The organism is Streptomyces sp. NPDC002092, assembly GCF_053593775.1.
The window spans coordinates 12,139-34,079 of record NZ_JBSFDG010000039.1; the positions used below are offsets into that span (position 1 = coordinate 12,139).

At 71.0% G+C, this 21,941-nt stretch carries 19 protein-coding genes and 3 pseudogenes; 18 read left to right on the forward strand and 4 right to left on the reverse strand.

The genetic code is table 11. From position 1 onward, the window contains the following. Positions 1 to 237: 237 nt before the first annotated feature. Complete coding sequence (locus tag ACWCRD_RS43890) at positions 238 to 588, reverse strand: transposase (protein ID WP_450971280.1); 351 nt, start codon at positions 586 to 588, stop codon at positions 238 to 240. A 100-nt stretch (positions 589 to 688) separates the two neighbouring features. Between ACWCRD_RS43890 and ACWCRD_RS43895 the strand changes: the two genes are divergently transcribed. From ACWCRD_RS43895 to ACWCRD_RS43920, 6 genes and pseudogenes are all read left to right on the forward strand, one after another. After that, positions 689 to 1,447 carry an SDR family oxidoreductase gene (locus ACWCRD_RS43895; RefSeq protein ID WP_450971281.1) on the forward strand — a complete coding sequence of 253 codons (759 nt, stop codon included), beginning with the start codon at positions 689 to 691 and terminating at the stop codon, positions 1,445 to 1,447. A 20-nt stretch (positions 1,448 to 1,467) separates the two neighbouring features. Then, a pseudogene (locus ACWCRD_RS43900) lies at positions 1,468 to 1,869 on the forward strand (SDR family NAD(P)-dependent oxidoreductase); the annotation flags it as partial. A 19-nt stretch (positions 1,870 to 1,888) separates the two neighbouring features. Continuing rightward, positions 1,889 to 2,260 (forward strand): SDR family oxidoreductase, encoded by a 372-nt coding sequence (locus ACWCRD_RS43905; RefSeq protein WP_450971282.1) that lies wholly within the window; start codon positions 1,889 to 1,891, stop codon positions 2,258 to 2,260. 60 nt (positions 2,261 to 2,320) lie between these two features. Next, on the forward strand, positions 2,321 to 3,028 hold the full coding sequence (locus tag ACWCRD_RS43910) for a hypothetical protein (RefSeq protein ID WP_450971283.1): 708 nt from the start codon (positions 2,321 to 2,323) through the stop codon (positions 3,026 to 3,028). 151 nt (positions 3,029 to 3,179) lie between these two features. Further along, positions 3,180 to 3,410 carry a DUF899 family protein gene (locus ACWCRD_RS43915; RefSeq protein WP_450971284.1) on the forward strand — a complete coding sequence of 77 codons (231 nt, stop codon included), beginning with the start codon at positions 3,180 to 3,182 and terminating at the stop codon, positions 3,408 to 3,410. Further along, entirely contained in the window at positions 3,394 to 4,356 is a 963-nt protein-coding gene (locus ACWCRD_RS43920; protein ID WP_450971285.1) for a sigma-70 family RNA polymerase sigma factor, read from the forward strand. Before ACWCRD_RS43915 ends, ACWCRD_RS43920 begins: the two co-directional genes overlap by 17 nt. A 337-nt stretch (positions 4,357 to 4,693) precedes the next feature. Here the strand turns inward: ACWCRD_RS43920 and ACWCRD_RS43925 are convergent. After that, a pseudogene (locus ACWCRD_RS43925) lies at positions 4,694 to 4,843 on the reverse strand (IS630 family transposase); the annotation flags it as partial. Between the two features lie 244 nt (positions 4,844 to 5,087). On the opposite strand from ACWCRD_RS43925, the gene ACWCRD_RS43930 reads away from it, so the two are divergent. Beyond that, positions 5,088 to 6,032: a glycoside hydrolase family 5 protein gene (locus ACWCRD_RS43930; protein WP_450971286.1), complete on the forward strand. Its 945-nt coding sequence runs from the start codon at positions 5,088 to 5,090 to the stop codon at positions 6,030 to 6,032. Positions 6,033 to 6,397: 365 nt separating this feature from the next. Here ACWCRD_RS43930 and ACWCRD_RS43935 read toward each other — a convergent pair. Next, positions 6,398 to 6,991, reverse strand: a pseudogene (locus ACWCRD_RS43935) (dihydrofolate reductase family protein). Between the two features lie 68 nt (positions 6,992 to 7,059). On the opposite strand from ACWCRD_RS43935, the gene ACWCRD_RS43940 reads away from it, so the two are divergent. Continuing rightward, positions 7,060 to 7,659, forward strand: coding sequence for a TetR/AcrR family transcriptional regulator (locus ACWCRD_RS43940; protein WP_450971287.1), 600 nt, complete (start codon positions 7,060 to 7,062; stop codon positions 7,657 to 7,659). Here ACWCRD_RS43940 and ACWCRD_RS43945 read toward each other — a convergent pair. Next, positions 7,656 to 8,237, reverse strand: a complete 582-nt coding sequence (locus tag ACWCRD_RS43945; protein ID WP_450971288.1) for an HD domain-containing protein — start codon at positions 8,235 to 8,237, stop codon at positions 7,656 to 7,658. The two genes, ACWCRD_RS43940 and ACWCRD_RS43945, sit on opposite strands and share 4 nt — an antisense overlap. 255 nt (positions 8,238 to 8,492) lie before the next feature. On the opposite strand from ACWCRD_RS43945, the gene ACWCRD_RS43950 reads away from it, so the two are divergent. From ACWCRD_RS43950 to ACWCRD_RS43995, 10 genes are all read left to right on the forward strand, one after another. After that, the gene (locus tag ACWCRD_RS43950) at positions 8,493 to 9,554 is read left to right on the forward strand and encodes an aminotransferase class I/II-fold pyridoxal phosphate-dependent enzyme (RefSeq protein WP_450971289.1); all 1,062 of its coding nucleotides are present in this window, start codon (positions 8,493 to 8,495) and stop codon (positions 9,552 to 9,554) included. A 191-nt stretch (positions 9,555 to 9,745) separates the two neighbouring features. Then, positions 9,746 to 12,109 (forward strand): LuxR C-terminal-related transcriptional regulator, encoded by a 2,364-nt coding sequence (locus ACWCRD_RS43955; protein WP_450971290.1) that lies wholly within the window; start codon positions 9,746 to 9,748, stop codon positions 12,107 to 12,109. Between the two features lie 155 nt (positions 12,110 to 12,264). Then, the gene (locus ACWCRD_RS43960; RefSeq protein WP_450971291.1) at positions 12,265 to 12,483 is read left to right on the forward strand and encodes an MbtH family protein; all 219 of its coding nucleotides are present in this window, start codon (positions 12,265 to 12,267) and stop codon (positions 12,481 to 12,483) included. A gap of 34 nt (positions 12,484 to 12,517) precedes the next feature. Then, the gene (locus ACWCRD_RS43965; protein ID WP_450971292.1) at positions 12,518 to 15,853 is read left to right on the forward strand and encodes a non-ribosomal peptide synthetase; all 3,336 of its coding nucleotides are present in this window, start codon (positions 12,518 to 12,520) and stop codon (positions 15,851 to 15,853) included. A 33-nt stretch (positions 15,854 to 15,886) separates the two neighbouring features. Then, positions 15,887 to 16,879 (forward strand): TauD/TfdA family dioxygenase, encoded by a 993-nt coding sequence (locus tag ACWCRD_RS43970; RefSeq protein ID WP_450971293.1) that lies wholly within the window; start codon positions 15,887 to 15,889, stop codon positions 16,877 to 16,879. Continuing rightward, positions 16,876 to 17,883, forward strand: coding sequence for a TauD/TfdA family dioxygenase (locus tag ACWCRD_RS43975; RefSeq protein WP_450971294.1), 1,008 nt, complete (start codon positions 16,876 to 16,878; stop codon positions 17,881 to 17,883). Before ACWCRD_RS43970 ends, ACWCRD_RS43975 begins: the two co-directional genes overlap by 4 nt. Before the next feature lie 47 nt (positions 17,884 to 17,930). Continuing rightward, complete coding sequence (locus ACWCRD_RS43980; RefSeq protein ID WP_450971295.1) at positions 17,931 to 18,872, forward strand: GNAT family N-acetyltransferase; 942 nt, start codon at positions 17,931 to 17,933, stop codon at positions 18,870 to 18,872. A gap of 26 nt (positions 18,873 to 18,898) precedes the next feature. Next, positions 18,899 to 19,921: a fatty acid desaturase family protein gene (locus tag ACWCRD_RS43985; protein WP_450971296.1), complete on the forward strand. Its 1,023-nt coding sequence runs from the start codon at positions 18,899 to 18,901 to the stop codon at positions 19,919 to 19,921. Then, positions 19,912 to 20,655, forward strand: coding sequence for a B3/B4 domain-containing protein (locus ACWCRD_RS43990; RefSeq protein WP_450971297.1), 744 nt, complete (start codon positions 19,912 to 19,914; stop codon positions 20,653 to 20,655). The genes ACWCRD_RS43985 and ACWCRD_RS43990 overlap by 10 nt, the downstream gene beginning before the upstream one ends. Before the next feature lie 7 nt (positions 20,656 to 20,662). After that, positions 20,663 to 21,941, forward strand: a 1,279-nt coding sequence (locus ACWCRD_RS43995) for a diaminopimelate decarboxylase (protein WP_450971298.1), incomplete at its 3' end; no start/stop codon positions are given.

Consider the following 21,941-nt stretch of genomic DNA (forward strand, 5'->3'; position numbering starts at 1 on the left):
TGCGTCGTGCACGTTGTCGAGTTGGAGATCCCGGCCGACGAAGCGGCGACTGCGCGGCGGGGTCTGCCACACGGCCGGGGCGCTTTGCGGCTAGCCACGCTGTTCGGTGTGCCTGAGAGCGGGCGTCAACTCGCACTCGCCTGCCGCCGGCCGGGCCTCTCCCGCGCCTGACCGGGTCACGAGGGGCACTGGGGCCGGTTCAGCCTGACTCTGTCGGGGATCTTGGTGTCGGCGGAGTCAACTGCCCAGGGTTCGCCAGGACTTCAGGCGAGGGATCTCGCGCTGGTCGAGGTAGCTCTGGAAGGCAGTCGGCTGGCGGGGGTTGGGGGCTTCCTCAGCCGGTGACAGTCCGCCGAGGCGCTCGATGTTGACGGCGATGGCCGTCAACACGTGCTGGGCATGGACCTTTCCCTGTCCTCGGTAGCGGCAGCGCCGCATGCCGTGCCCGTGGGCGAACTCGTTGACCGTGCTCTCCACTCCGGAGCGGACCGCGTAACGCGTCTTCCACTCGGGCGTCTGCTGCTCGGCGCGGACGCGGAGTTGCGTCGCGATGGTCGTCGCGGCGGTGTGTGCGGGCGGTACCGCCACGCATGGCGTGATGGCGCTTAGGTTGTTCGACGAATCCGTCTCGGCAACCCGAACCGAGCCGCAGCGATGACTTTCGCGGTGAGCTCGCCTCTGTATAGGTATGAGCTCATCGCGCCAGTCACAGACCACGGCGGTGGTCACCGGAGCGGGCCGCGGCTTCGGATCGGCGATCGCCGCCGCGCTGATCGACCAAGGTCACCAGGTCGTCGGCGTTGCGCGCACCGCCGACGCATTGGCGGACGTGCGCCGACGATCGGGTGCGGCGTTCGTCCCGGTTGTCGCTGACGCGACCGAAGCGGAGACCGCCCGCATCCTGATCGAGCAACACCAACCGACGTTGCTCGTGCTCAACGCGGGCGCGACACCTGCCATCGGTCCGGTACATGAACAGTCCTGGGAATCGTTCAGCCGCAACTGGCAGGTCGACACCCGACACGCTTTCCATTGGATCCGCGCGGCACTGCGCCACCCGCTGACGCCGGGCAGCCTGGTGGTGGCGGTATCCAGTGGGGCTGCCCTGCGCGGCTCACCGCTCAGCGGCGGATACTCGGGCGCAAAGGCGATGATCCGATTTCTCGCCGGATATGCCGCCGATGAGTCCCGCCGCGCCCAGCTCGGCATCGGCTTCGCCACCGTGCTGCCGCAACTGACGCCTGCCACCGAACTCGGCGCCGCCGGGGTCGCCGCATACGCCCACCGGCAGGGAATCGACACCGGCACATTCGCGGCGGCACTGCAACCGCTTCTCACGCCGGCCATCGTCGGCTCCGAGATCGCGCGGCTGTGCCAGGACACCGACAACCAGGACGAGCACCGGGTGTACCAGCTGACCGGCCACGGACTCCACGCGATGGCGTGAACAACCAGAAGGAGAAGGTCATGTTGCTGGAAAACAAGAATGTCGTCGTCTACGGCGCGGGCGGCGCGGTCGGTAGTGCGATGGCCCGCGGTTTCGCTCACGAAGGTGCCAGGGTGTTCCTGACCGGGCGAAATCTCGACGTCATCGACACGGTCGCGAAGGAGATCTCCGCCGCGGGTGGAGCGGTCGAGACCGCCGTGGTGGACGCCGGGGACGAGAAATCCGTGACCGAGCACCTGGACGCGGTCGTCGCCGACGCCGGCAGCATCGACGTGTCGTTCAACGCGATCGGAATCTCCCCCGTGGGATTGCAGGGAATACCGCTCGCCGAACTGCCGGTCGAGAATTTCCTGCGCCCGATCACCACGTATGCCCGGGCTCATTTCATCACCGCGAAATCGGCCGCACGGCACATGATCGCCCGGGCGGTCGGGGGTGATCATGATGCACACACCCGAACCGGCCCGATTGCCGATGCCCCTGGTGGGCGGCATGAGCGTCGGCTGGGCGGCGATGGAAGGTCTCAACCGCGCGCTGTCGGCCGAATGGGCCCAGCACGGTGTTCGCGCGATCTGCCTGCGCACCACGGGCATGGTGGAGACACCGGTCATCGACGTCGTGTACGGGCTGCACGCCGACGCGCTGGGGATCACCAAGGAGCAGTTCATTGCGCTGGCGAGTGGTATGAGCCACCGCAAGCGCCCGACCACGCTGGCCGAACTCACGCAGGCGGCGGTGTTCCTCGCCTCCGACCGGGCATCAGGCATGACCGGCACCGTCGCCAACCTGACCGGCGGAGTCATTGTCGACTGACCCCACTCGCCCCGACCGCTGTTTCGGCGGCCGGGGCATCCCTGCAGAGGAGCAAGAGCAATGAACGATCTACTCGCGAGCGCCGTCGCCGCGCACGGTGGCGTGGACCGGTGGAACCGCATCCACACGATCGCTGTCAACGCCGCCATCACCGGGGCCTTCTGGCAGATCAAAGGACAAGGCGACGCGCTGACGAAGGTCCGCTTCGAGGTGGACACCACGCGGGAACGGCTGACCATGGACTTCGTCGGCCAGGACCGGCGGTCGGTCTTCGAGCCCGACCGGGTCGTCCTGCAACGACCGGTCGGCACGGTGGTCGAGGCACGCGACGACCCTGAGCGGTCGTTCGACGGTCACCAGTTCGAGACGCCGTGGGACGACCTGCACCTCGCGTACTTCACCGGGGAAGCACTGTGGACGTACCTGAATACGCCGTTCCTGTTCACCTGGCCGGGGTTCGTCTGCGAGGAGATCGCCCCGATTGAGGCTGATGGTGAAACATGGCGGCGGCTGAGAGTGACCTTCCCCGGCCACGTCAAGAGCCACACCCGCACGCAGGTGTTCTGCTTCGGCCCGGACGGCTTGCTGCGCCGCCACGATTTCACCATCGACATCGTCGGCCGGACGGTCGAGGCGCAGCTCTACGCCGCCGACTACCGCGACGTCGACGGCATCGTCATCCCCGCCACGCGACGGGCCTACGCCCCGATGGGCGACGACCAGATCGTCTTCGTCGCCATCGACATGGCTGACATCGTCGTCCACTGATCCGAATTCCTTCTCGCAAGGGACATGACGATGAACAACACCTACCGGGCCCAGGTCGTCACTCCGGCGGAATGGGGGGCCGCCCGGCTGCTCGACCTGTTCGAGGGGCCCTCGTCAACTGCTGCTCCACCGCGCCTTCTTCGAGCCGGGCGTGGACGGCCGGCCCGACCACGCCTGCGTCGGCTGCTCGCTGATGGGCGACCAGGTCGCCCGTCTCGCGCATCTCCACGCCCGCGGCACCACGCTCGCGTTCGCCTCACGCGCACCGCAACCCGACATCGAACGGATGAGAGCGCGCATGGGCTGGGCCAGGCCCTGGTCGACCGGGCGAGTCGCGCACCCCGCCACCACAGAATCGGCGGATCATGCACACCATGACTGAAGCCGAGGCCGGCGGCAAGGATTTCGGAAGACTGAGCGAACCGTTCCGGCGTGAGCTGCTCGCCTACTGCTACCGCATGCTCGGCTCGGTCGACGAGGCCGAAGAGGTGGTGCAAGACGTCTACCTCGACGCCTGGCGTGCTTACGACGCGTTCGAGGGACGGTCGTCGCTGCGTACCTGGCTGTACCGTATCGCGACCCGGGCGTGTTTCAAGGCGCTGGAAAAAAGCAGACGCAGGCCTCTGCCCGCGGATCTCGGCGCCCCCCAGACAGACCTGGATGCGGTGCCCGGCGCACAAGCTCGGGAGGTGCCGTGGCTCCAGCCGATACCCGACTTCCTGTTCACCACCGCACCGGCCGATCCGGCGACGGTCGTGGTGGAACGACAGACGATGCGGCTGGCGCTGGTGGGGGCGCTCCAGCAGCTGCCGCCGCGACAGCGAGCCGTGCTGATTCTCCGCGACGTGCTGCAATGGCGTACCGCCGAGGTGGCGCAGCTGCTGGAGATGACTGCAGCGGCCGTCAACAGCGCGCTCCAGCGCGCCCGAGCCCAGGTTCCGCTCAGCCAAGACGACCTGACCGAACCCGCCGAGCCACGGCAGCGGGCCCTGCTCGACCGATACGTCGCCGCCTTCGAAACCGCGGACGTCGATCAACTCGTCGCGGTATTGACCGAGGACGCCAGATGGGAGATGCCGCCGATCGCGACCTGGTTCGAAGGCCGCGGCACCATCCTCGCCTTCCTGGCCAAACAGGTGCGAGTGATCGGACCGGCCGCACTGGTCCCCATCTCCGCCAACGGACAACCTGCCTTCGCGGTGTACGCCCGCGGCCGCGACGGCGTGCACCACCCACATGCGCTGCACGTACTGACACTCACCACCGAGGGCGTCTGCCGGATCGTCGCGTTCCACGGCTCAGGGCTGTTTCCACTGTTCGGGCTCTGACACGGCCAACGGCATGTCCGAACCAGAAAGCATCACCCGGCACAACGAGGAGCTTCACGCACAGCTGCGACTGTTCTGCCACCTCATGCTCGGTTCGACCGATGCCGCCGACCGCGTCATGCGGCAGCTCTACCATCGCGCACCTGATCACCAAGACGATCAACAGCATCGGCAATCAGAACGCGTCCGACTATTCAGTATCGCCGCCGACCTCTGCGGGGCCCGCGGTCGTTCATCGCACAAATAAGCATGGAAGATCCCGGCTCAGAACAGCGACATCCCGTCCCCCGCGCATCGCCAAGCCGCCTGAACAGCGCGCTGGTAAAGGAGTTAAGCGGTGGGTATTCAGCCGGGCCCAGACCAGGATGATCGGGGCTCTCAGCTGCTGACGGGCGGCGTCGATCAGCCCGATGTAGTCGCGTTAGGACAAGGAACGTCGCTCGTTCTTGCGGCGGCGGTGGATGCACAGCCGGTAGAGCACTCTCGTGCGCGCCCCGGGACGGACAGATCCTGCTGGAGCCGCATGGTCCACCGACGCTGAGTGAGGGTTGTGAAGACCCGTCAAAAGTCTTGACACGCCAGTGGGCTGCTCCAACTATTGCCCACAGCATCGCGCAGGAATAAACAATACCCCCCACAGGGCACCACCTGAAGCGCGTGCGGAAGGGTCAGACATGTCCATTCGAGCCAGGGCCAGAGCAGCGCTGACGCGATTCCTCGCGATCGCCGTCGTGAGCGCAACCCCCTTTCTCACCGTCGCCCTCGCTCAGCCGGCCGCAGCCGCGACCAACCAGTTCAAGGGAGTCAACTGGGCGGACGCGCGGGACAACTACCAGTCCGGCTGGGTCATTCCGAGCGGACTGACCGCCTCGGACAGCTACGCGCAGGTTCATTCGGTCGCGGACAGCTACGTCAAGGCCTTCCAGTCCAACCTCGGCGCCAACACCGTGCGCCTGCCGATCAATCCGCCGAGCGTCAGCTCGTCCTGGTGGGGCGCCTACCGCGGAGCGATCGACGCGGCGCTCGGGAACGGCATGAAGGTCATCATCAGCGCGTGGACGGAGAGCAGTTCCGTCGGCACGGTCACGGACCAGTCCGCCTGGTACTCGATGTGGTCCACCGTGATCAGCGCGTACGGCGGCAACAGCAACGTGTACTTCGAGCCGCTGAACGAGCCTTACGGCTACTCGCAGAGCGACTGGATCTCCCTCTGCTCGTCCTGGCTCTCGAAGTTCTCCAGCGTCCCCAAGGGGCGGGTCGTCATCAGCGGCACGGGTTACAACGACCACGTCACCGGCATCGGGGCCGCCTCAGCTCTGAACGGTACCCTGCTGTCCCTGCACTACTACGGCTACTGGAACAGCTACACCCAGGAGTCGCAGTGGCAGTCCGACCTCAGCGCCCGCATCGGAAGCTATGCGAGCCGGACCATCATCGACGAGTTCGGCGCCCCCATGACCACCGGCATCGACTACCTGTCGAACCACAACGGGGCCCAGTACCAGTCCTACCTCGCCGCGGTCACCGACACGGCGCGGGCCCAGGGCATCGGAAGCGTCTACTGGCCCGGCCTGAGAGACGGGGACACGTACTCGATGGAACGGATCAGCGGCAGCACTCTGGCCAACAACAACGCTTCCGGAGCCACCCAGGTGCGCTGGGGCTGGGGCTACTGAGTTCCAGCATGACCGGGGGCACTGTGCAGCCCGGTCCACATCGGCTCGGCCCTGTGGTCGAGCCGAAGCTCGAGGAAGATACAGGGTGGCCTCAACTGATCGGCTCATCGGCCTCCACGAGTTCAACCTAATGACTCGGGGAGATCGACGGCGTCGACGTGACCTTGACGCTCCTGCCGACCAACCAAGCCGACACTCACAACGACGAACCACTGTTGACCTTGAGTTTCCGCGCCCTCACGGCTGAGAGGCCGTCCTGATCGAGTGGCGCGGCCTGACCACTCGATACGACAAGACCGCCACGATGTGCCTGGCCGCACGCCGCCCCGCGGCCATCGTCATCTGGTCAGCAAGGTGATGACGACTCAGCGGCGGGTGAGGCGGGTGAAAGTGACCCCGTCGGGGAACGCGGTGCGCTCGGCGACGTCGAAGACGGTGGGGTCGAAGGCACCGTCGACTACCGCGATTCCGGTACCGGCAACGACCGGATAAGTCTTGATCAGCAGCTCGTCGATCTCGGGCAACAGGGTGCCTGCGAGCCGACCGCCCCCGCAGAGCCAGACATCCAGACCAGCGCCCACCTCGCCTTTGAGCTCGCGGACGAGGGCGAGCGGGTCGCCCGTCACGACGGTGACGGCTGGGTCGGTGTCCGACTTGAGGGTGCTGGACACCACATACTGGCGCAGGTGCGCGTACGGGCTGGTGATCCCGTTGTCGAGGGCGGGGCGGTAGGTGCCGAGGCCCATGACGACCGTGTCGAAGCGCCGGTCGGGCGCGTCGGCGACGCCGAGGGCCGTGCGATGAGTGGTCGGGAGGGTCTCCGGATGCAGGGTTGTTCATCCAGGTCGAGTAGGCGGCTGCCTGCTGTTCGCTGCCCTGCGGGAAGAAGTCGAACTCGCCGCCGGGGCCGGCGATGCGGCCGTCGAGCTGACGCCGACATAGTGCACGAGCTTTCGCACAGCGGCCCCCACACGTAGTACTCTACTTGAAGTGGTTCGAACGTAGTACTACAGCTGGAGTGGTGTCAATGGTGAGACGGAACGAACAGCGGCGTGCGGCCCTCGTCGACGCGGCGATCGAGGTGCTGGCCCGGGAAGGCGCGCGCGGACTGACCTTCCGGGCCGTGGATGCCGAGGCGGCCGTTCCTGCCGGTACGGCGTCCAACTACTTCGCCAGCCGCGACGATCTGCTCACACAGGCCGGCGCCCGGGTCTACGAGCGGCTCCAGCCTGACGAGGCCACGATCGCCCGCCAGAAGGCGGCCGGCCGCGACCGGGAGACCTATGCGGAGCTGATGCGCGAACTCGTCGGCCGCGTCGCCTCCTTCCGCACCGGTTACCTCGCGCTGCTGGAACTCCGCCTTGAGGCCACCCGCCGCCCCGAACTGCGCAGGGTCCTCACGGAGCGAGTCCGGGCCGACGTCGACGCCAACGTCGCCTATTACGAGGCCTCCGGCCTCCCTGGCGACGCCACGGCGGTCAAGCTGCTCATGCTGACGCTGAACTGGCTGATCGTCGAGCAGCTCACGCTGCCGGACGTCTTCACGGAGGCGGAGCGTGAACAACTGGTGACAGCCGCTGTGGAGCGCATCGTGGTTCGAGATCCAATTCCGTCCCACCGGATCTAGCGGTCCAGCTCGTTGCCGAGGATCCGGTCGGCGATGCCGTCTCGCAGGGCCGCGGCGGGTGAGCTGTCCGGTTTGCGCTCGGCCTGGGCGCGGAAGCAGGCGAGGAACTCCTCTGCGATGCCGGCGCGCGGGTGGCGGTCCAGGACCTCGCTCCTGAAGGCGGCGGAGAAGTCGTCCAGGTAGCGGCCGGAGATGTCCAGGCTCGTGGAGCGCTCTAGGAGGTGGCCCTCGGGATCCACCGTCACGTCGACCTCGTCCAGCATGTGGCTCAGGACGACCTCCGCGAGACGCTCGCGGCGCGGCGGGGGCCAGCCCGCGCCCAGGGCGAAGACCCGGGCCACGTGGGCACTGGCGTGGTCGAAGCCGACCGTGTGGCTGTCGAACTCCGGCACCAGGGCGATGTCGTGGAACATGGCGCCCACGAACAGGAGTTCCGGGTCGAATCGGATGCCTCGGGCGGTGCCGTGGGCGGCCGCCCAGATGTAGGACCGCAGGCAGTGGTTGAGCAGCGCGGGCGGGCAGTAGGAGGACGCCGTGTCGAGAGCGGCCACGCAGACGGGTGTGTCGGGGAGTCGCATGGCGGGGAGTATGGCGCGCGGGCGGCGGAGCCGCGCGACGGTTCGAGCGGGATCCCAGCCTCCTTCCAGAACCGGCGTCTTGCGTAGGGGATTTGGGGTCTTCCCACGCGCGCCCGAGCGCAGCTCGAGTCGGAGGTAGGACGCTCCCCTCGCGCCGTGGCTCCGGTCCGGCCGGCCGGCGGCTTGCGGGTCAGGGCGCTTCCCGGGCAGGTGGGGCGGTCTTCCGTACCCGCATCGGTTCAGCAGGAGGCTCTCTTGACCACGCTCACGTATGCCGAGGCGTCCCAGCACTCGGGCGGGGATCTGCGGTATCTGCCGTCCGGGCTCGACGGGGTGCTGGACCTGAGCACGTGCGTGACCCGTTCCGGGCCTTCGCCCGCGGCGCGCGCGGCGGCGGCCGCCTTCGATCCGGCGTCCCTCACCGTCCATCCGTACGGCGTCGAGGACCGCTTCCGTGCGGCCTATGCCGCGTATCTGGGTACGGATCCGCGTCAGCTGGTGGTCACCCGTGGGATCAGTGAGCCGTTGTCGGTGCTCGCCTCGGTGCTTCCGGCGGACCGTTCGGCGGCGCTGACCCCGGACTACACGGGCACCATCCGCAGGTGGTCCCGTCAGCTGCCGCCGCCGGTCGGCGAGCGGGACACCGTCGAGCTGCGGGTGCGGCGCCTGGACTCGGCCATGCGCCGGTATGCGTTCGTGGTCTTCTCCAACCCGAACAATCCGCTCGGCCTGACCGTGCCGCGCGACGCGCTCGCCGAGCTGCTGACCCGGCACCCGCAGTGCACGCTGATCGTCGACGAGGCGTACGTCGACTACCTGGGTGACCGTCGGCAGTCCGCGATGACGCTCCCCCACCGCAACCTGGCCGTCCTCGCCTCGCCCGGCAAGCCGCTGGGCATCGCCGGTACCCGCACCGGCGCGCTGTGGTCGGCCGACGAGACGCTGCGCGAGCTGGTCGCCCGGCGGCTGCCCGAGTGGCCTCTGTCCGCGTACGACGCCCACGTGGCGAGCGCGGCGCTGGGTGACACCGAGTGGATCCGCGAGGCGCTCGTCGGTGCCCGCGAGGACGCCCGCCGCCTCGAGGCGGTCCTGGTGGGGCACTTCGGGGACGCGGTCGTCACCGGCGTGCCGGTCCACTACCGATTCGTCTACGACGAGCGGCCCGAGCGTCTGCACGCCCATCTGCTGGCCGACGGGATCGCGACCCGTCTGCTGCTCGACGACGAGCCGGGCCGCGTGCGGGGTTTGCGCGTTCTTGCGCCCGGCGCCCAGGAGCTGGCCCGTTTCGAGGCATCGCTGCACAGCTTCACCGCGTAGCCGATCGCGGTGGCCCGGCGGGCCGGTGCCGCTGTACCCCGGACCCAGGCTTCCTTGAGATCCGCCGGAGATTTCCGGGTCGGACCGCGCACCGTGCCTAGCATCCGTGGATCAGTCACACGTGCGCTCCTTCCCCCCTGATCCCCTGATCTCCCGTCGCCCCTGTGGCACAAACGCTGGAAGCGCCCCTCATGGAACTCAGCTCGCAACGGACATCCCCGCCCCCTACTCGTACCTCACCGCTTCCGGCCCGCGGCGCCAAGGAGATCGTCACAGCGCTCGGCCTCGGCGCGGCCGGAGCGGCCGGCGGGCAGGCCGTGGAGATCACCGGCGGCCGCTGGTCCGGCAAGACCACCTTGCTGGAGGGCCTGTGCTCGGTCGCGGCGGGCCACGGCTGGACGGTCGCGGCGAGCACGGCCTCGCCTGCCACGGCTCAGGCGCCGTTCGGGCTGTTCGTCGAGGCCCTCGAGGATCTGGTGCAGCACATGGATCCCGATCGGCTCGACGGCTACGGGTCCGGCCAGGCCGCCTGGCTCGCGCCGCTGTTCCCGGTGCTGGCCACCACCGCACGTGACGTCCTTCCTCCCGTGCCTGCGGACACGTACCGGATCTGGCGCTCGATGCGCGCCCTGCTGAGGACGCTCGCCGCCGACAGCCCCCTGTTGCTGACTCTGGACGATGTGCACCTGGCGGACAGGGGGTCGCTGCAGCTTCTCGGTCATCTGCTGGAGCACCCCGTCGACGGTCCGGTCGTGGTCGCCTTCGCGCGGCGGGAGCGGCCCGGTGATCCCGTCCTGAACGACATGCCCGTGCGGCGCGCCGCCCGCGGGGGTGTGCTGCGGGTGCGGCCCGCGCCGCTCACCGAGGAGGAGGCGATCGCCCTGCTCCCGGAGGATCTGAGCCGGGTGCACTGCGAGACGCTCCTCGACGAGTCCCGGGGGAACCCGGGGCTGCTGCGTGCCTTCGCCAGGCTGCGCCAAGTGCCGGGACTCACCGGCGCCTGGGCCCCGCCGCTGCCGCCGGACCTGCTCGCCGACGTCCTGCGCGACTTCCGCTCGTTGAGCGCGGAGGGCTGGCAGGTGGTGCGCGCCGCCGCCGTGCTGCACGAGCCGTTCGCCCCCGACGACCTCAAGGAGATCGCCCAGGTCGACGACGCGGCGCTGTCGCGGGCCCTCGACGAGTTGATGCACGAGGAGCTGCTGCGCCCGGACGAGCTCGCCTGGCAGTTGCGATTCGCCAATCCGCTGCTGCGGGCGGCCGCCTACCAGTCGGCGGGCCCCGGCTGGCTGCTGGGGGCGCACGCGCAGGCGGCACGGATGCCGGCCCGGCCCGGCTCTTCGTCCGCGCACCTGGCCCGGCACCTGGAGCGCGGTGCGGCGCTGCGGGACGGGAGCGGTGCACGGGTGCTCTGGGACGCGGCGGCGCAGTGGCTGTGGCGGGATCCGGCGCAGGCCGTCTCCTGGATAAGGGCGGCGCAGGCATCGCGGGCGGGCGGCGGAACCGAGCCGCGCGAGCGGCTGTTGCTCGGCAAGTCGCTGGCGCTCACCGGCCGGCTCACCGCGTCGCTCACCACGCTGGGGCCGCTGTGCGAGAGCGGCGCGCAGGGGACGCGGCTGCGGGTGGAGGCGGCACAGTGGCGGGCGCGGGCGTACCGGCTGCTCGGCCGCCCCGACCGTGCGCACGCCGAACTGGACTCGCTGCTGCACGAGTTGGCGCCGGGGGACGTGCTGCGGGACGAGGTGCGGCATGCGGTGATCGAGCTGACGTTGCACACCCGCCGCCCGGTGCCGTCGACCGGCGAGGGAAAGGGCGAGGGCGAGGACGGGGGCGAGCCGGCGATACCCGAGGGGGCACCTGCCGCGTTGCGCGGCAGGCTGCTGGCCCAGCTCGCGGTGGCGACCGTCCGGGGCGATCAGCAGGGGCGGGCCGAGCAACGCGTGCTCTTGGCCCGGCAGTTGCTGGACGGGGCGCCGGACTGCGAGGTCGCCGGGGAACTGGAGGGCCTGTACTGGCTGGCGACCGCCGAGGCGGCCCTGGGCCGGCCCGGTGCCGCGTGCACCCACTACGAGCGGGGGCTGCGCATCGCCGAGACGCGCCGCCTCACCCCTCACGTTTCGTTGTTCGCGATGGCGCTCAGCGCCCTGCAGCGGCACACCGGCGACGAGGCGGGAGCGGCGCGGCACGCCGCGTGCGCGGAGGCCGTCGCGGCGGCGACGGACAGCGAGCACCTGCGGGAGCAGGCGCTGCGGCTGCGCCGCGAGACCGCCGCGGGGGCGGGCGTCACCGCGCTGCCGGGCCGGCGGCGGCCGGCGGACGATGCGGCGGGCGGCACCGCGATGGCGCTGGAGGGGCTGAGCCGGCGGGAGAAGGAGGTGGCGCTCCTGGTCAGCGCGGGCCGCACCAATCAGCAGATCGCGCGCGTCCTGGAGCTGAGCCACAAGACCGTGGAGACGTACCTGGGGCGGATATTCCAGAAGCTGCAGGTCCAGTCGCGGGCCGAGGTGGCGGCCATGGTGGGCCGTTCGGACCGGCTCGGCGTGGCGGCGGGCTCCTGAGCGGGGGCGGTTCGGCGGGCGGTGGTCCCCGCGCGGAGGCAGGTAGGGAAATCTCCCGACACCACAAGCAGGGGCCGGATGGTTCAGGTTGGGACGGTCCGGACACGGGAGGGGCGGTCATGGCTTGGGCCTCCCCATCACCACGGAGGAAGCACATGAGCGACCAGGACAGCGCAGCCGTCGCGTATGCGGTGGTCGTCAACGACGAGCAGCAGTACTCGATCTGGCGTGCCGACGCCGACCTGCCGCCCGGGTGGCGTGCCGAGGGCACCACGGGGCCGCGCGAGGAGTGCCTGGCCCGGATCGACGAGGTGTGGACGGACATGCGGCCGCTGAGCCTGCGGCGCGCGATGGAGCAGGCGAGCTGCAGCTGAGGCCGTCGGCGCCTCATCGACATCTGGAGGACTCATGCAGACCCAGCTTCCCCAGGGAGCTCAGCTCTCGGCCGAACAGCGGCGGCTGCTCGACCAGCTGCTGGACGCGGACGGCATCGGCAGGAACGCGGGCCGGGTGACTCGGCGCGCCGGTGACCTGTCCCGGGCGCCTCTGTCGTTCGGGCAGGAACGGCTGTACTTCGTGGACAAGCTGCGCCCGGGGTCGCCGATGTACGTGGGCTCCGGGGCGCTCAGGCTGCGCGGTGCCCTCGACGTGGCGGTGCTGCGCCGTGCGGTCGCGCTGCTCGTGGACCGGCACGAGGTACTGCGCACCGGTGTGGTGGAGGACGGCGACGTCCTGGAGCAGCGCATCCACGGGGCCGGGACGGTCCAGGTGGAGGTGCCGGTGCGGTCCACTGCGTCCGGCGCCGTGGCGGACCGGGTGCGGGAGGCGGCCGCGGAGGGCTTCGACCTGTCGGCGCCTCCGTTGCTGCGCGCGGCGCTGCTCGAGATCTCCGACGCGGCGGGGCCGGAGTGGGTTCTGGTGCTGTCCGTGCACCACATCGCCGTCGACGGCTGGTCCCTCGGGCTGCTGGTGGGCGAACTGGGCGCGCTGTACTCGGCGTTGGTGCAGGGACAAGAGCCGTCGCTGCCCGAACTTGCCTTGACCTACGCGGATTTCGCGGCCTGGCAGCGCGGCTGGCTGGAGCAGGGCGTCATTGCCGAGCAACTGACTTACTGGAAACGGCAGTTGGAAGGGATCGAGGCGACCGAGATCCCCACCGACCGGCCGCGTCCGGCGGAGCGGAGCTATGCGGGCGACACGGTGCCGCTCTCGCTGGACCAGCCGTTGACCGAGGCCGTCCGGGCGCTGACCGACAGCGGTCAGGCGACGCTGTTCATGGCGCTGACCGCGGCCTGGGCAAGTGTGCTGGGCCGGTTCGCGGGCCGGCGTGACGTGGTGGTGGGCACTCCGGTGGCGGGGCGCAGGCGCGCCGAGCTGGAGGACGTCGTCGGGTTCTTCGTGAACACGCTGCCGCTGCGGGTGCGCATCGAGGACGGCGACACCTTCCGTACGCTGCTGCGGCGCACCCGCGAGGTGTGCACCGAGGCGTACGCGCATCAGGACGTGCCCTTCGAACGGATCGTGGCGGAGCTGCAGTCGGGGCGCGACGCGTCCGGGCAGACGGCGATCGCCCGGCACTGGCTGGCGCTGCACAACACGCCCGCGCCCGATCTGACGATGCCGGGCCTCGACTGCGAGGCGCTGCCCGCGCTGATCGGCACGGTGCGCTGCGACCTGTCGGTGCAGCTGGCGCCGGACGGGCACGGCGGCCTCAGCGGCCGTCTGGAGTTCTCCACGGAGCTGTTCGACCGCTCCACCGCGACGGCTCTGGCGTCGGCGTTCGAGACGTTCCTCGCCTCGGCGGCGTACGCTCCGGACCGCCCGCTGGACGGTCTTCAGGTGCTGACGGACGCGGCGCGCGAGCACCTTGTGCGCGATCTGTCGGGTGCGGCGACGGACGCGCTGACCGGCCCGTGGGTGCCGGAGCGGTTCGCCGCGCAGGCCGATGCCCGCCCCGGCGCGGTCGCGGTCGTCGAGGACGACGGCGAGTGCTTGACGTACGGCGGGCTCGACGTGTTCTCCAACCGGGTCGCGCATCTGCTGGCCGCACGCGGCGTGGGCGCCGAGGACCGGGTGGGCGTGCTGTGCGCGCGGGGCGGCGCGCTCGCGGCGGCCGTGCTCGGCGTGCTCAAGGCCGGCGCGGTGGTGCTGCCGCTCGACCCGGGCTATCCGCCGGCGCGGCTCACGCAGCTGGTCGAGGACGGGGCGCCGCGGCTGGTCCTGACCACCGACGGGCTGGGGCAGCTGCTGCCGGGCGTCACCGTGGTGGAGGTGACGGGCGAGGAGGTCGCGGCCCATGGCGGGCACCGGCCGCCTGCCGTCGCCGACCTGCCGGACGCCGGTGCCCATCTGCTGTTCACGTCCGGCACGTCGGGCCGCCCCAAGGGTGTGCTCACCACGCGTGCGGGTCTGCTCAACCGGCTCTCGGGCATGGAGCGGCAGCTGTCCGTGCAGGTGGGCGACCGGGTGCTGCGCAAGGCGCCGCTCGGGTTCGACGTGGCGGTGTGGGAGCTGCTGCTGCCGCTGGTCACCGGCGCCACGGTGGTGGCGTGCCGTGAGGGCGGGCATCGTGACCTGGAGTACCTGCGGGAGCTGATCGACCGCCGTGAGGTGACCGTCTGCCACTTCGTGCCCTCCCTCCTGGAGGAGTTCGCGAACGCCCCGGCGGGTGCGCATCCCTCGCTGCGGCTGCTGCTCAGCGGCGGCGAGGAGTTGTCGGCCGCTCTCGCGGACCGTGTCCTGGACCGGTTCGCCCACGCCGAGTTCGTCAACCAGTACGGGCCGACCGAAGCCGTCATCGACGTCACCTCCGGGCGGGTCGCCCGGCCCGTGCCGCAGCGCGTACCGATCGGGCGTCCGGTGCCCGGCGCCGAGGTGTACGTCCTCGACTCGCGCCTGCGGCCCCAACCGCTGGGTGTGGCCGGTGAGTTGTACCTCGGCGGGGTGCAGGTGGCACGCGGGTACCCGGGCCGCGCGGCGCTGACCGCCGCACGGTTCGTGCCGCATCCCTTCGCGCACGGGCGGCGGCTGTACGCCACCGGGGACCGGGCCCGTCTGCTGGCGGACGGCTCCGTGGAGTTCCTCGGCCGCGCCGACGAGCAGGTCAAGATCCACGGCAACCGGGTCGAGCCGGCGGAGGTCGCGGCGGTGCTGCGCGAGCACCCGCTGGTGACGGGCAGTGTGGTCACCGTGGACCGCTGCGGTGCCGGCCCGCGTCTGATCGGCTACGTGACGTCGGATGCGGAGCACGCGGACGGCGCCGCGAACGCCGGGGCGCTGGCGGCCGACCTGCGGGACTTCCTGCGCGCACGGGTGCCCGACGCGATGGTCCCGGCCCAGGTGTTCGTGCTGCGGCAGTGGCCGACCGGTGCGCACGGGAAGGTCGACGTGGCGGCGCTGCCGCAGCCCTCGGACGAACGGCCCGCCGCGGCAGCGGAGTTCGTGGCGCCGGTCACCGATGTGCAGATCCGGCTGGCCGCGCTGTGCGCGGAGCTGCTGGAGGTGGACCGGGTCGGTCTGGAGGACTCGTTCTTCACCCTGGGCGGGCACTCGCTGCTCGCGATCCGGGCGATCTCCCGCATCCGCAAGGAGTTCGGAGTGGGACTGCAGATCGGCCAGTTCTTCAAGGCACCGACGCTCGCGGGCCTCGCCGACGCCGTCGAGGCGAAGCGGGCGGCCGCATCCGGGGAGCCGGCCCGGCAGGCCTCGATCCCGAAGATCGACCGCGGCGCGCTCCGCCGCTGACCGGCCGCCACCCATCGTGAGGGAGATTTCAGCATGACCGTTGAACTGCGCGACGGCGTGGCCGTCAGCCAGGCCTGGGAGGGCCGTTCGCTGCCGGCGCTGGTGCGCTGCGCACGCCCCGGCACGTCGCTGTCGGCATGGGTGGCCGAACGCCGCGAGGAGGTCGACGCGTTGGCCCGGCAGGCCGGGGCCGTCCTCTTCCGCGGCTTCGCCGTGCGCGGCGCCGACGACTTCCGGGCCGTGATGGACGCCCTGTCGCCGCAGGTGCTCGCGTACGGGGAGCGGTCCTCGCCGCGCAGCCAGGTCTCCGACGGCGTCTACACGTCCACCGAGTACCCGGCCAACCAGCCGATCCTGCTGCACAACGAGCAGTCGTACACCTCGAAGTGGCCGACGCGGATCGTCTTCTTCTGCGAGCGGGCGGCGACGAGGGGCGGCCGTACCCCGCTCGCCGACTCGCGCAGGATCCTGGCGCGGCTGCGCCCGGAGACCGTCGCCCGGTTCGAGCGCCTGGGCGTGCGGTACGTGCGCAACTACCTGCCGGGCATCAGCCTGCCGTGGCAGGAGGCGTTCCAGACGGACCGGGCCGAGGACGTCGCCGACTACTGCGCGCGCGCCGACATCACCCCGCAGTGGGTGGACGAGGACCATCTGCGGACCGTGCAGACCCGGCCCGCGGTGCGCAGGCATCCGGTCACCGGGGAGCGCAGCTGGTTCAACCACGCGCTGTTCTTCCACGTGACGTCGCTGGACGAGGAGGTCAGCGCCGGTCTCCTGGAGGCGCTGGACGAGGAGGACCTGCCCTACAACACGTACTACGGGGACGGCTCCCCGATCGAGGCCGAGACACTCGCCGAGCTGCGGGCCGCCTACAAGGCGGAGACGACGGGCTTCGACTGGGAGCCGGGTGACGTCCTCGTCGTGGAGAACATGCTGGTCGCGCATGCCCGGGAGCCGTTCGAGGGCCCGCGGCGGATCCTGACCGCCATGGCCGACGCCATCGGCGCCGACGAGGTGTCCGCATGACGCTCACCGATGTGACCTCGGCACTGTCCGACGCGGCGGTCACCGTCCGCCCGCTGCACGAGGAGCCGTTCCTGCTGGAGATCGAGGCGTGCGAGCCCGGCCTCGCCCTGCCGGGGTGGGTGGCCGGCCGGCGTGAGGAGCTGCGGGCGGCCCTGGACCGGTGCGGTGCCGTGCTGCTGCGCGGCTTCGACGTGGCGGACCCGCAGGAGTTCGGGCGGGCGGCCCGCGCCTTCTCCCCCGAACTGCTCGGCTATCTGGAGCGGGCGGCGACCCGCACCGAGGTCGCCGACAAGGTGTTCACCTCGACGGAGCTGGGCGAGGACCAGTGGATCCCGTTCCACCACGAGATGTCGTACTCCCACAACTGGCCGAGCCTGCTGTACTTCTACGGCGCTCTGCCCGCACCGGTGGGCGGCGCCACACCGGTGGCCAGCGAGCGCAGGGTGTTCCCGCTGATCCCCGCCGAGGTGCGGGAGCGCTTCACCCGGCACGGGGTGCGGTACGTGCGCAACTACGGCCCGGACGTCAACGAGTCCTGGCAGGAGGCCTTCCAGACGACCGACCGGGCCGAGGTGGAGGCGTACTGCCGCCGGTCGGGCACCGACTTCGAGTGGACCGGCGGCGACGGGCTGCGCACCACGTCGGTGCGGCAGGCCGTGGCACGGCATCCGCGGACCGGCGAGACGGTGTGGTTCAACCACGCGCATCTGTTCCATCTCTCCAACGTGGAGCCGGAGGTCGCCGAGGTCCTCGTCGAGGAGTACGGCGAGGAGGGCCTGCCCCGCAACGCCTACTACGGTGACGGTGCGCCCATCGAGGACGAGGTCGCCGAGCTGATCCGGTCGCTGTACCGGGAGGCCGCCGTGTCCTTCGCATGGCGGCGCGGCGACGTGCTCGTCGTGGACAACTTCCTTGCCACCCATGCCCGGGAGCCGTTCCGCGGGGACCGCAGCATCCTCGTCGCCATGTCCGATCTGTACACCGAGTCGCCGGCCGGTCGATGACGGCTGCCGCCGGCCGTCACCGCACCGTCCGCCCCGCTGGAGGAACCATGCAGCTGCGCCCCACCACCGACGCCGATCTCGTGCGCGTCACCGCCTTCACCGTCGAGGAGCCGATCAGCTGGATCCCCGCCGACCGCTACCGGGACGAGCTCGCCCAGGGCATGTACCGGCCGCAGTGGTCGTGGATCGCCGAGGCGGACGGCGAGATCGTGGCGCGGGCGCTGTGGTGGGGCCAGGCCACGAGCGAGCATCCGATGGCCCTGGACTGCCTGCATGTGGCGCCGTCGGTGGACGACCGGGTCGGCCTGGCCACCGAGTTGCTGCGCGCCGGGCACCGGGCGTTCGCCGAAGCGGGCGCCGCGCAGCCGCCGCTGTACAACCTGACGCTGCCCAACGGCTGGCGCGACGACCCCAAGGTGTCGGCGGCGCTGGCCTGGCGCCGCGCGGCGGCTCTCGCCGCCGGGCTGACCCAGGAGGTGGAGCGGCTGCGCCTGGAGTGGACGCCGGAGATCGGGGTGCCCGCCGCCGCGGGGCGGCTCACCTTCGAGGAGGCGCCGGACGAGGCGTTCCTCGACGTGTTCCGCCGGGTCGCCGAGGGCAGTCTGGACGCCGAGACCCGCAAGAACCTCGCGGCGCACGGCCCGGAGGCCACGGCCCGCAAGGAGCTGGAGTTCTACCGCGACTGCCCCGGCGAGCGCTCCTGGTGGCGCCTGGCGCGCACCGGCGACGGCGCCGTCGCCGGGTTCGCGATCCCCTCGGCCACTCCGTACAGCCCGAACGTCGGCTACCTGGGGGTCGTTCCCGAACTGCGCGGCCGAGGCCACGTCGACGAGCTGCTCGCCGAGATCACCCGGAGCCATGCGGAGCGCGGCGCCGAGCTGATCACGGCCACCACGGACACCGGCAACGCGCCGATGGCGGCGGCCTTCGCCCGCGCCGGTTACCGCAACACCCAGATCCGGATGCTCTTCTCGGCCCCGGCCGACTGATCCGCCGTGTCCTCTTGGAGCACATCATGACGCAGACCGTCGCCTCGCCACGCAGGGCGCACCCGGGCCCCCCGGGGCCCGGGGGCCGGCCCTACGCCCGCGGCTACCGGGCACCCGCCGCCGTGCGCCCCGCCGTGCGCGCGGCCCACCGCACCCGCCTCGCCGTCACGGCGGCTGTCGCCGCCGGTGACCAGCTCGTGTTGATCGCGGGGGTGTTGGCGGCGGCCTGGCCGGGATGGTGGGCGGGTCCCGCGCGGGCCGCCGCCGGGACCCTGGTGGTCCTTGCCGCCCTGGTGCTGTCGGGCCGCCAGGTACGGGCGCTGGAATGTCTGGTCCACGAGGCCAGCCACTTCAACTGGAGCCGCCACCACCGCAGGGCCAACGACCGGTGCGCGACGGTCCTCGCGGGGCTGCCCACCGGCATCCGTATCGCCCGCTACCGGGCCGAGCACCTGCTGCACCACAGCAGGCTCGGCACGGACGACGACCCCGACCTGCGGCGCTACGCGGAGCTGGACATCACCGGCCTGGACCGCACGAGCCGTAGGGGTTACGCCCGTTCGCTGCTCGTGCGGCTCGCCGCCCACCAGCGCAGCTGGTACCGGTCCACGTCCACGGATCTGCCGGCGCTGCTGCTCCCGGTCGCCTGGGCGGTGCTGGTCGCGGTGGTCCCCGCGGCCCTGCTGTGGGGGACGGGTGCGGCGGTGACGGCCGGCGCGGTGTGGCTGGCCGGGTTCGCGCTGGTGCTCCCCGTGCTGCGGTTCATCGGGGAGTCGAGCGAGCACAGCTACCACGACGCGGACACCGTCTTCGACTCCACCGTCACCAACCTCGGTCCGCTGCAGCGCCGGCTCATCCACCCGCACAGCGACGGCTACCACACCGTCCACCACCTGTGGCCGGGCACTCCGCACCACCAATTACGGCTGTTGCACGACGAGTTGACGGCCATCGACCCGAAGGGCTTCGCCGGGCGGCTGCGCACCCGGCGCCGGATCGTGGCCGATCCCTCCCCCCTCACGCCGCCCGGGGGCACGCCATGGACGTGACCTTTGCGTTCGACCCGGACGTGCTGGCCGCCCACCCGGAGGCACAGGTGCGGTTCGTCGTGGCCCGCGGCCTCGCCGGCGACGTGCCCTGGCCGGACGCCGCACGGGAGGCGGAGGCACTGGAGCAGCAGGTGGCGGCCGGCGTCCACGACCTGCCCGACGAGCAGCACCCGGCGATCGCCTCCTGGTTCGCCGCGTACCGCGCCTTCGGCACCAACCCGCGCCGCAGCCGCCCCAGTGTGGACGCGCTGATCCGACGGCTGCGGCGCACGGGGCGCCTGCCCCGGATCAACCCGGCCGTCGACGCCTACAACCTGGTCTCGGTGCGCCACGCGCTGCCGGCCGGGGCCTTCGACCTCGCCCGCCTCGGCAGCCCCGTGACGATCCGTCACGCGGTCGACGGCGACGTGTTCGTGCCGCTCGGCGCGGACGGCGCGGAGCGCCCGAGTCCCGGCGAGGTGGTGTACGCCCGGGGCAGCCAGGTGCTGACCCGGCACTGGAACCACCGTGACTGCGACATCAGCAAGGTCACCGAAGACTCCCGGGACGTCGTCTTCCTGATCGAGCGCGTCTCGCGCGCGGCGGTGCCCGACGCCCTCATGGTCCGCGCCCAGGACGACCTCGCCGCGCTCGTGACTGCGCACGCGCGTGAGGTCTCGCGCGCCGTGATCGAGGCACGCACGCCCGTGACTCCTGTTCTGACCCACCTTTTCCGACCCACCTTCGAGGAATGAGCCTGACATGAGCGAGGTCGCAATGGAGCAGCTGAAGTTTCTTGAGCCGCAGGACGTGCGCGCTGTGGCCGCGCAGTTCGGCACACCGGTCTTCGTGTACGACGAGGCCACCGTGCGCGCCTCCGCCACCACGATGTCCACCCTCCCCAACGCCTTCGGCCTGACGGTGCGCTACTCCCTCAAGGCGTGCCCCAGCCAGGCGATCATCCGGCTCTTCGACCGCCAGGGATTCTCCTTCGACGCCAGCTCGGTGTGGGAGGCCCGCCGTGCGGTGCTGGCCGGGGTGGGTCCGGAGCGGATCTCGATGACCGCGCAGGAGGCGGTGTTCGACGAGAACCTGCGCGAACTCATCGACCAGGGCCTGCAGTTCGACGCCGGCTCGCTGCACCAGCTTCAGGAGTACGGTCGCGCCTACCCGGGCGGCGAGGTCGCGATCCGCATCAACCCGGGCTTCGGCTCGGGCCTGGTCGGACGCCTCAACAGCGGAGGCCCGCAGTCGAGTTTCGGCATCTGGCACGAGCAGCTGCCCGAGGTCAAGCAGATCGTGGAGCAGTACGGTCTGCGCCTGGTGCGGCTCCAGTCGCACATCGGCTCCGGCCACCACTGGGACATCCTCGTCGACGCCGTGCGCACGATGCTGTCCTTCGCCCGTGACTTCCAGGACGTGCACACCCTGGACCTCGGCGGCGGCTACCGGGTCTCGGCCCTGCAGAGCGACCCGGTCTACGACCACACCGAGTGGGCACGGGTCGTCGCCGACGAGCTCAGGCAGTTCGCCGAGGAGACCGGCCGCCGACTGCACACGGAGGTGGAGCCCGGCACCTACCTGACGGCGCTGGCCGGTTCACTGGTCACCAAGGTCATCGACAAGATGGACACCGGTGCGAACGGCAACTCCTTCATCAAGATCAACAGCGGTCTGACGGAGATCGCCCGCCCGTCGTACTACGGCGTGCAGCACCCCATCGTCTCCGTCGCCGCCACCGGCGACGTCGAGCGGCCGGCCGACGACGCCGAGGAGTTCAACGTCGTCGGCCACTGCTGCATCGCCGGTGACATCCTCACCGCGAAGCAGGAGCAGCTGGCGCCGGTCGCGCTGGGCCGCACCGAGATCGGCGACTACGTGGTCGTCGAGCGGGCGGGCAGCTACTGCTCCTCGATGTCGATGAAGAACTTCAACTCCTACCCGGAGGCCGCCGAGGTGCTGCGCCGTGCCGACGGCAGCTTCGACCTGATCCGGGCCCGCCAGAGCATCGAGCAGGTCATCGTGAACGAGCGCATCCCCG

Coding starts and splice junctions, on each gene's coding strand:
- ACWCRD_RS43895 (WP_450971281.1), top strand. CDS start 689: ATGAGCTCATCGCGCCAGTCACAGACCACGGCGGTGGTCACCGGAGCG.
- ACWCRD_RS43905 (WP_450971282.1), top strand. CDS start 1,889: ATGATGCACACACCCGAACCGGCCCGATTGCCGATGCCCCTGGTGGGC.
- ACWCRD_RS43910 (WP_450971283.1), top strand. CDS start 2,321: ATGAACGATCTACTCGCGAGCGCCGTCGCCGCGCACGGTGGCGTGGAC.
- ACWCRD_RS43920 (WP_450971285.1), top strand. CDS start 3,394: ATGCACACCATGACTGAAGCCGAGGCCGGCGGCAAGGATTTCGGAAGA.
- ACWCRD_RS43940 (WP_450971287.1), top strand. CDS start 7,060: ATGGTGAGACGGAACGAACAGCGGCGTGCGGCCCTCGTCGACGCGGCG.
- ACWCRD_RS43945 (WP_450971288.1), bottom strand. CDS start 8,237: ATGCGACTCCCCGACACACCCGTCTGCGTGGCCGCTCTCGACACGGCG.
- ACWCRD_RS43955 (WP_450971290.1), top strand. CDS start 9,746: ATGGAACTCAGCTCGCAACGGACATCCCCGCCCCCTACTCGTACCTCA.
- ACWCRD_RS43960 (WP_450971291.1), top strand. CDS start 12,265: ATGAGCGACCAGGACAGCGCAGCCGTCGCGTATGCGGTGGTCGTCAAC.
- ACWCRD_RS43965 (WP_450971292.1), top strand. CDS start 12,518: ATGCAGACCCAGCTTCCCCAGGGAGCTCAGCTCTCGGCCGAACAGCGG.
- ACWCRD_RS43970 (WP_450971293.1), top strand. CDS start 15,887: ATGACCGTTGAACTGCGCGACGGCGTGGCCGTCAGCCAGGCCTGGGAG.
- ACWCRD_RS43975 (WP_450971294.1), top strand. CDS start 16,876: ATGACGCTCACCGATGTGACCTCGGCACTGTCCGACGCGGCGGTCACC.
- ACWCRD_RS43980 (WP_450971295.1), top strand. CDS start 17,931: ATGCAGCTGCGCCCCACCACCGACGCCGATCTCGTGCGCGTCACCGCC.
- ACWCRD_RS43985 (WP_450971296.1), top strand. CDS start 18,899: ATGACGCAGACCGTCGCCTCGCCACGCAGGGCGCACCCGGGCCCCCCG.
- ACWCRD_RS43990 (WP_450971297.1), top strand. CDS start 19,912: ATGGACGTGACCTTTGCGTTCGACCCGGACGTGCTGGCCGCCCACCCG.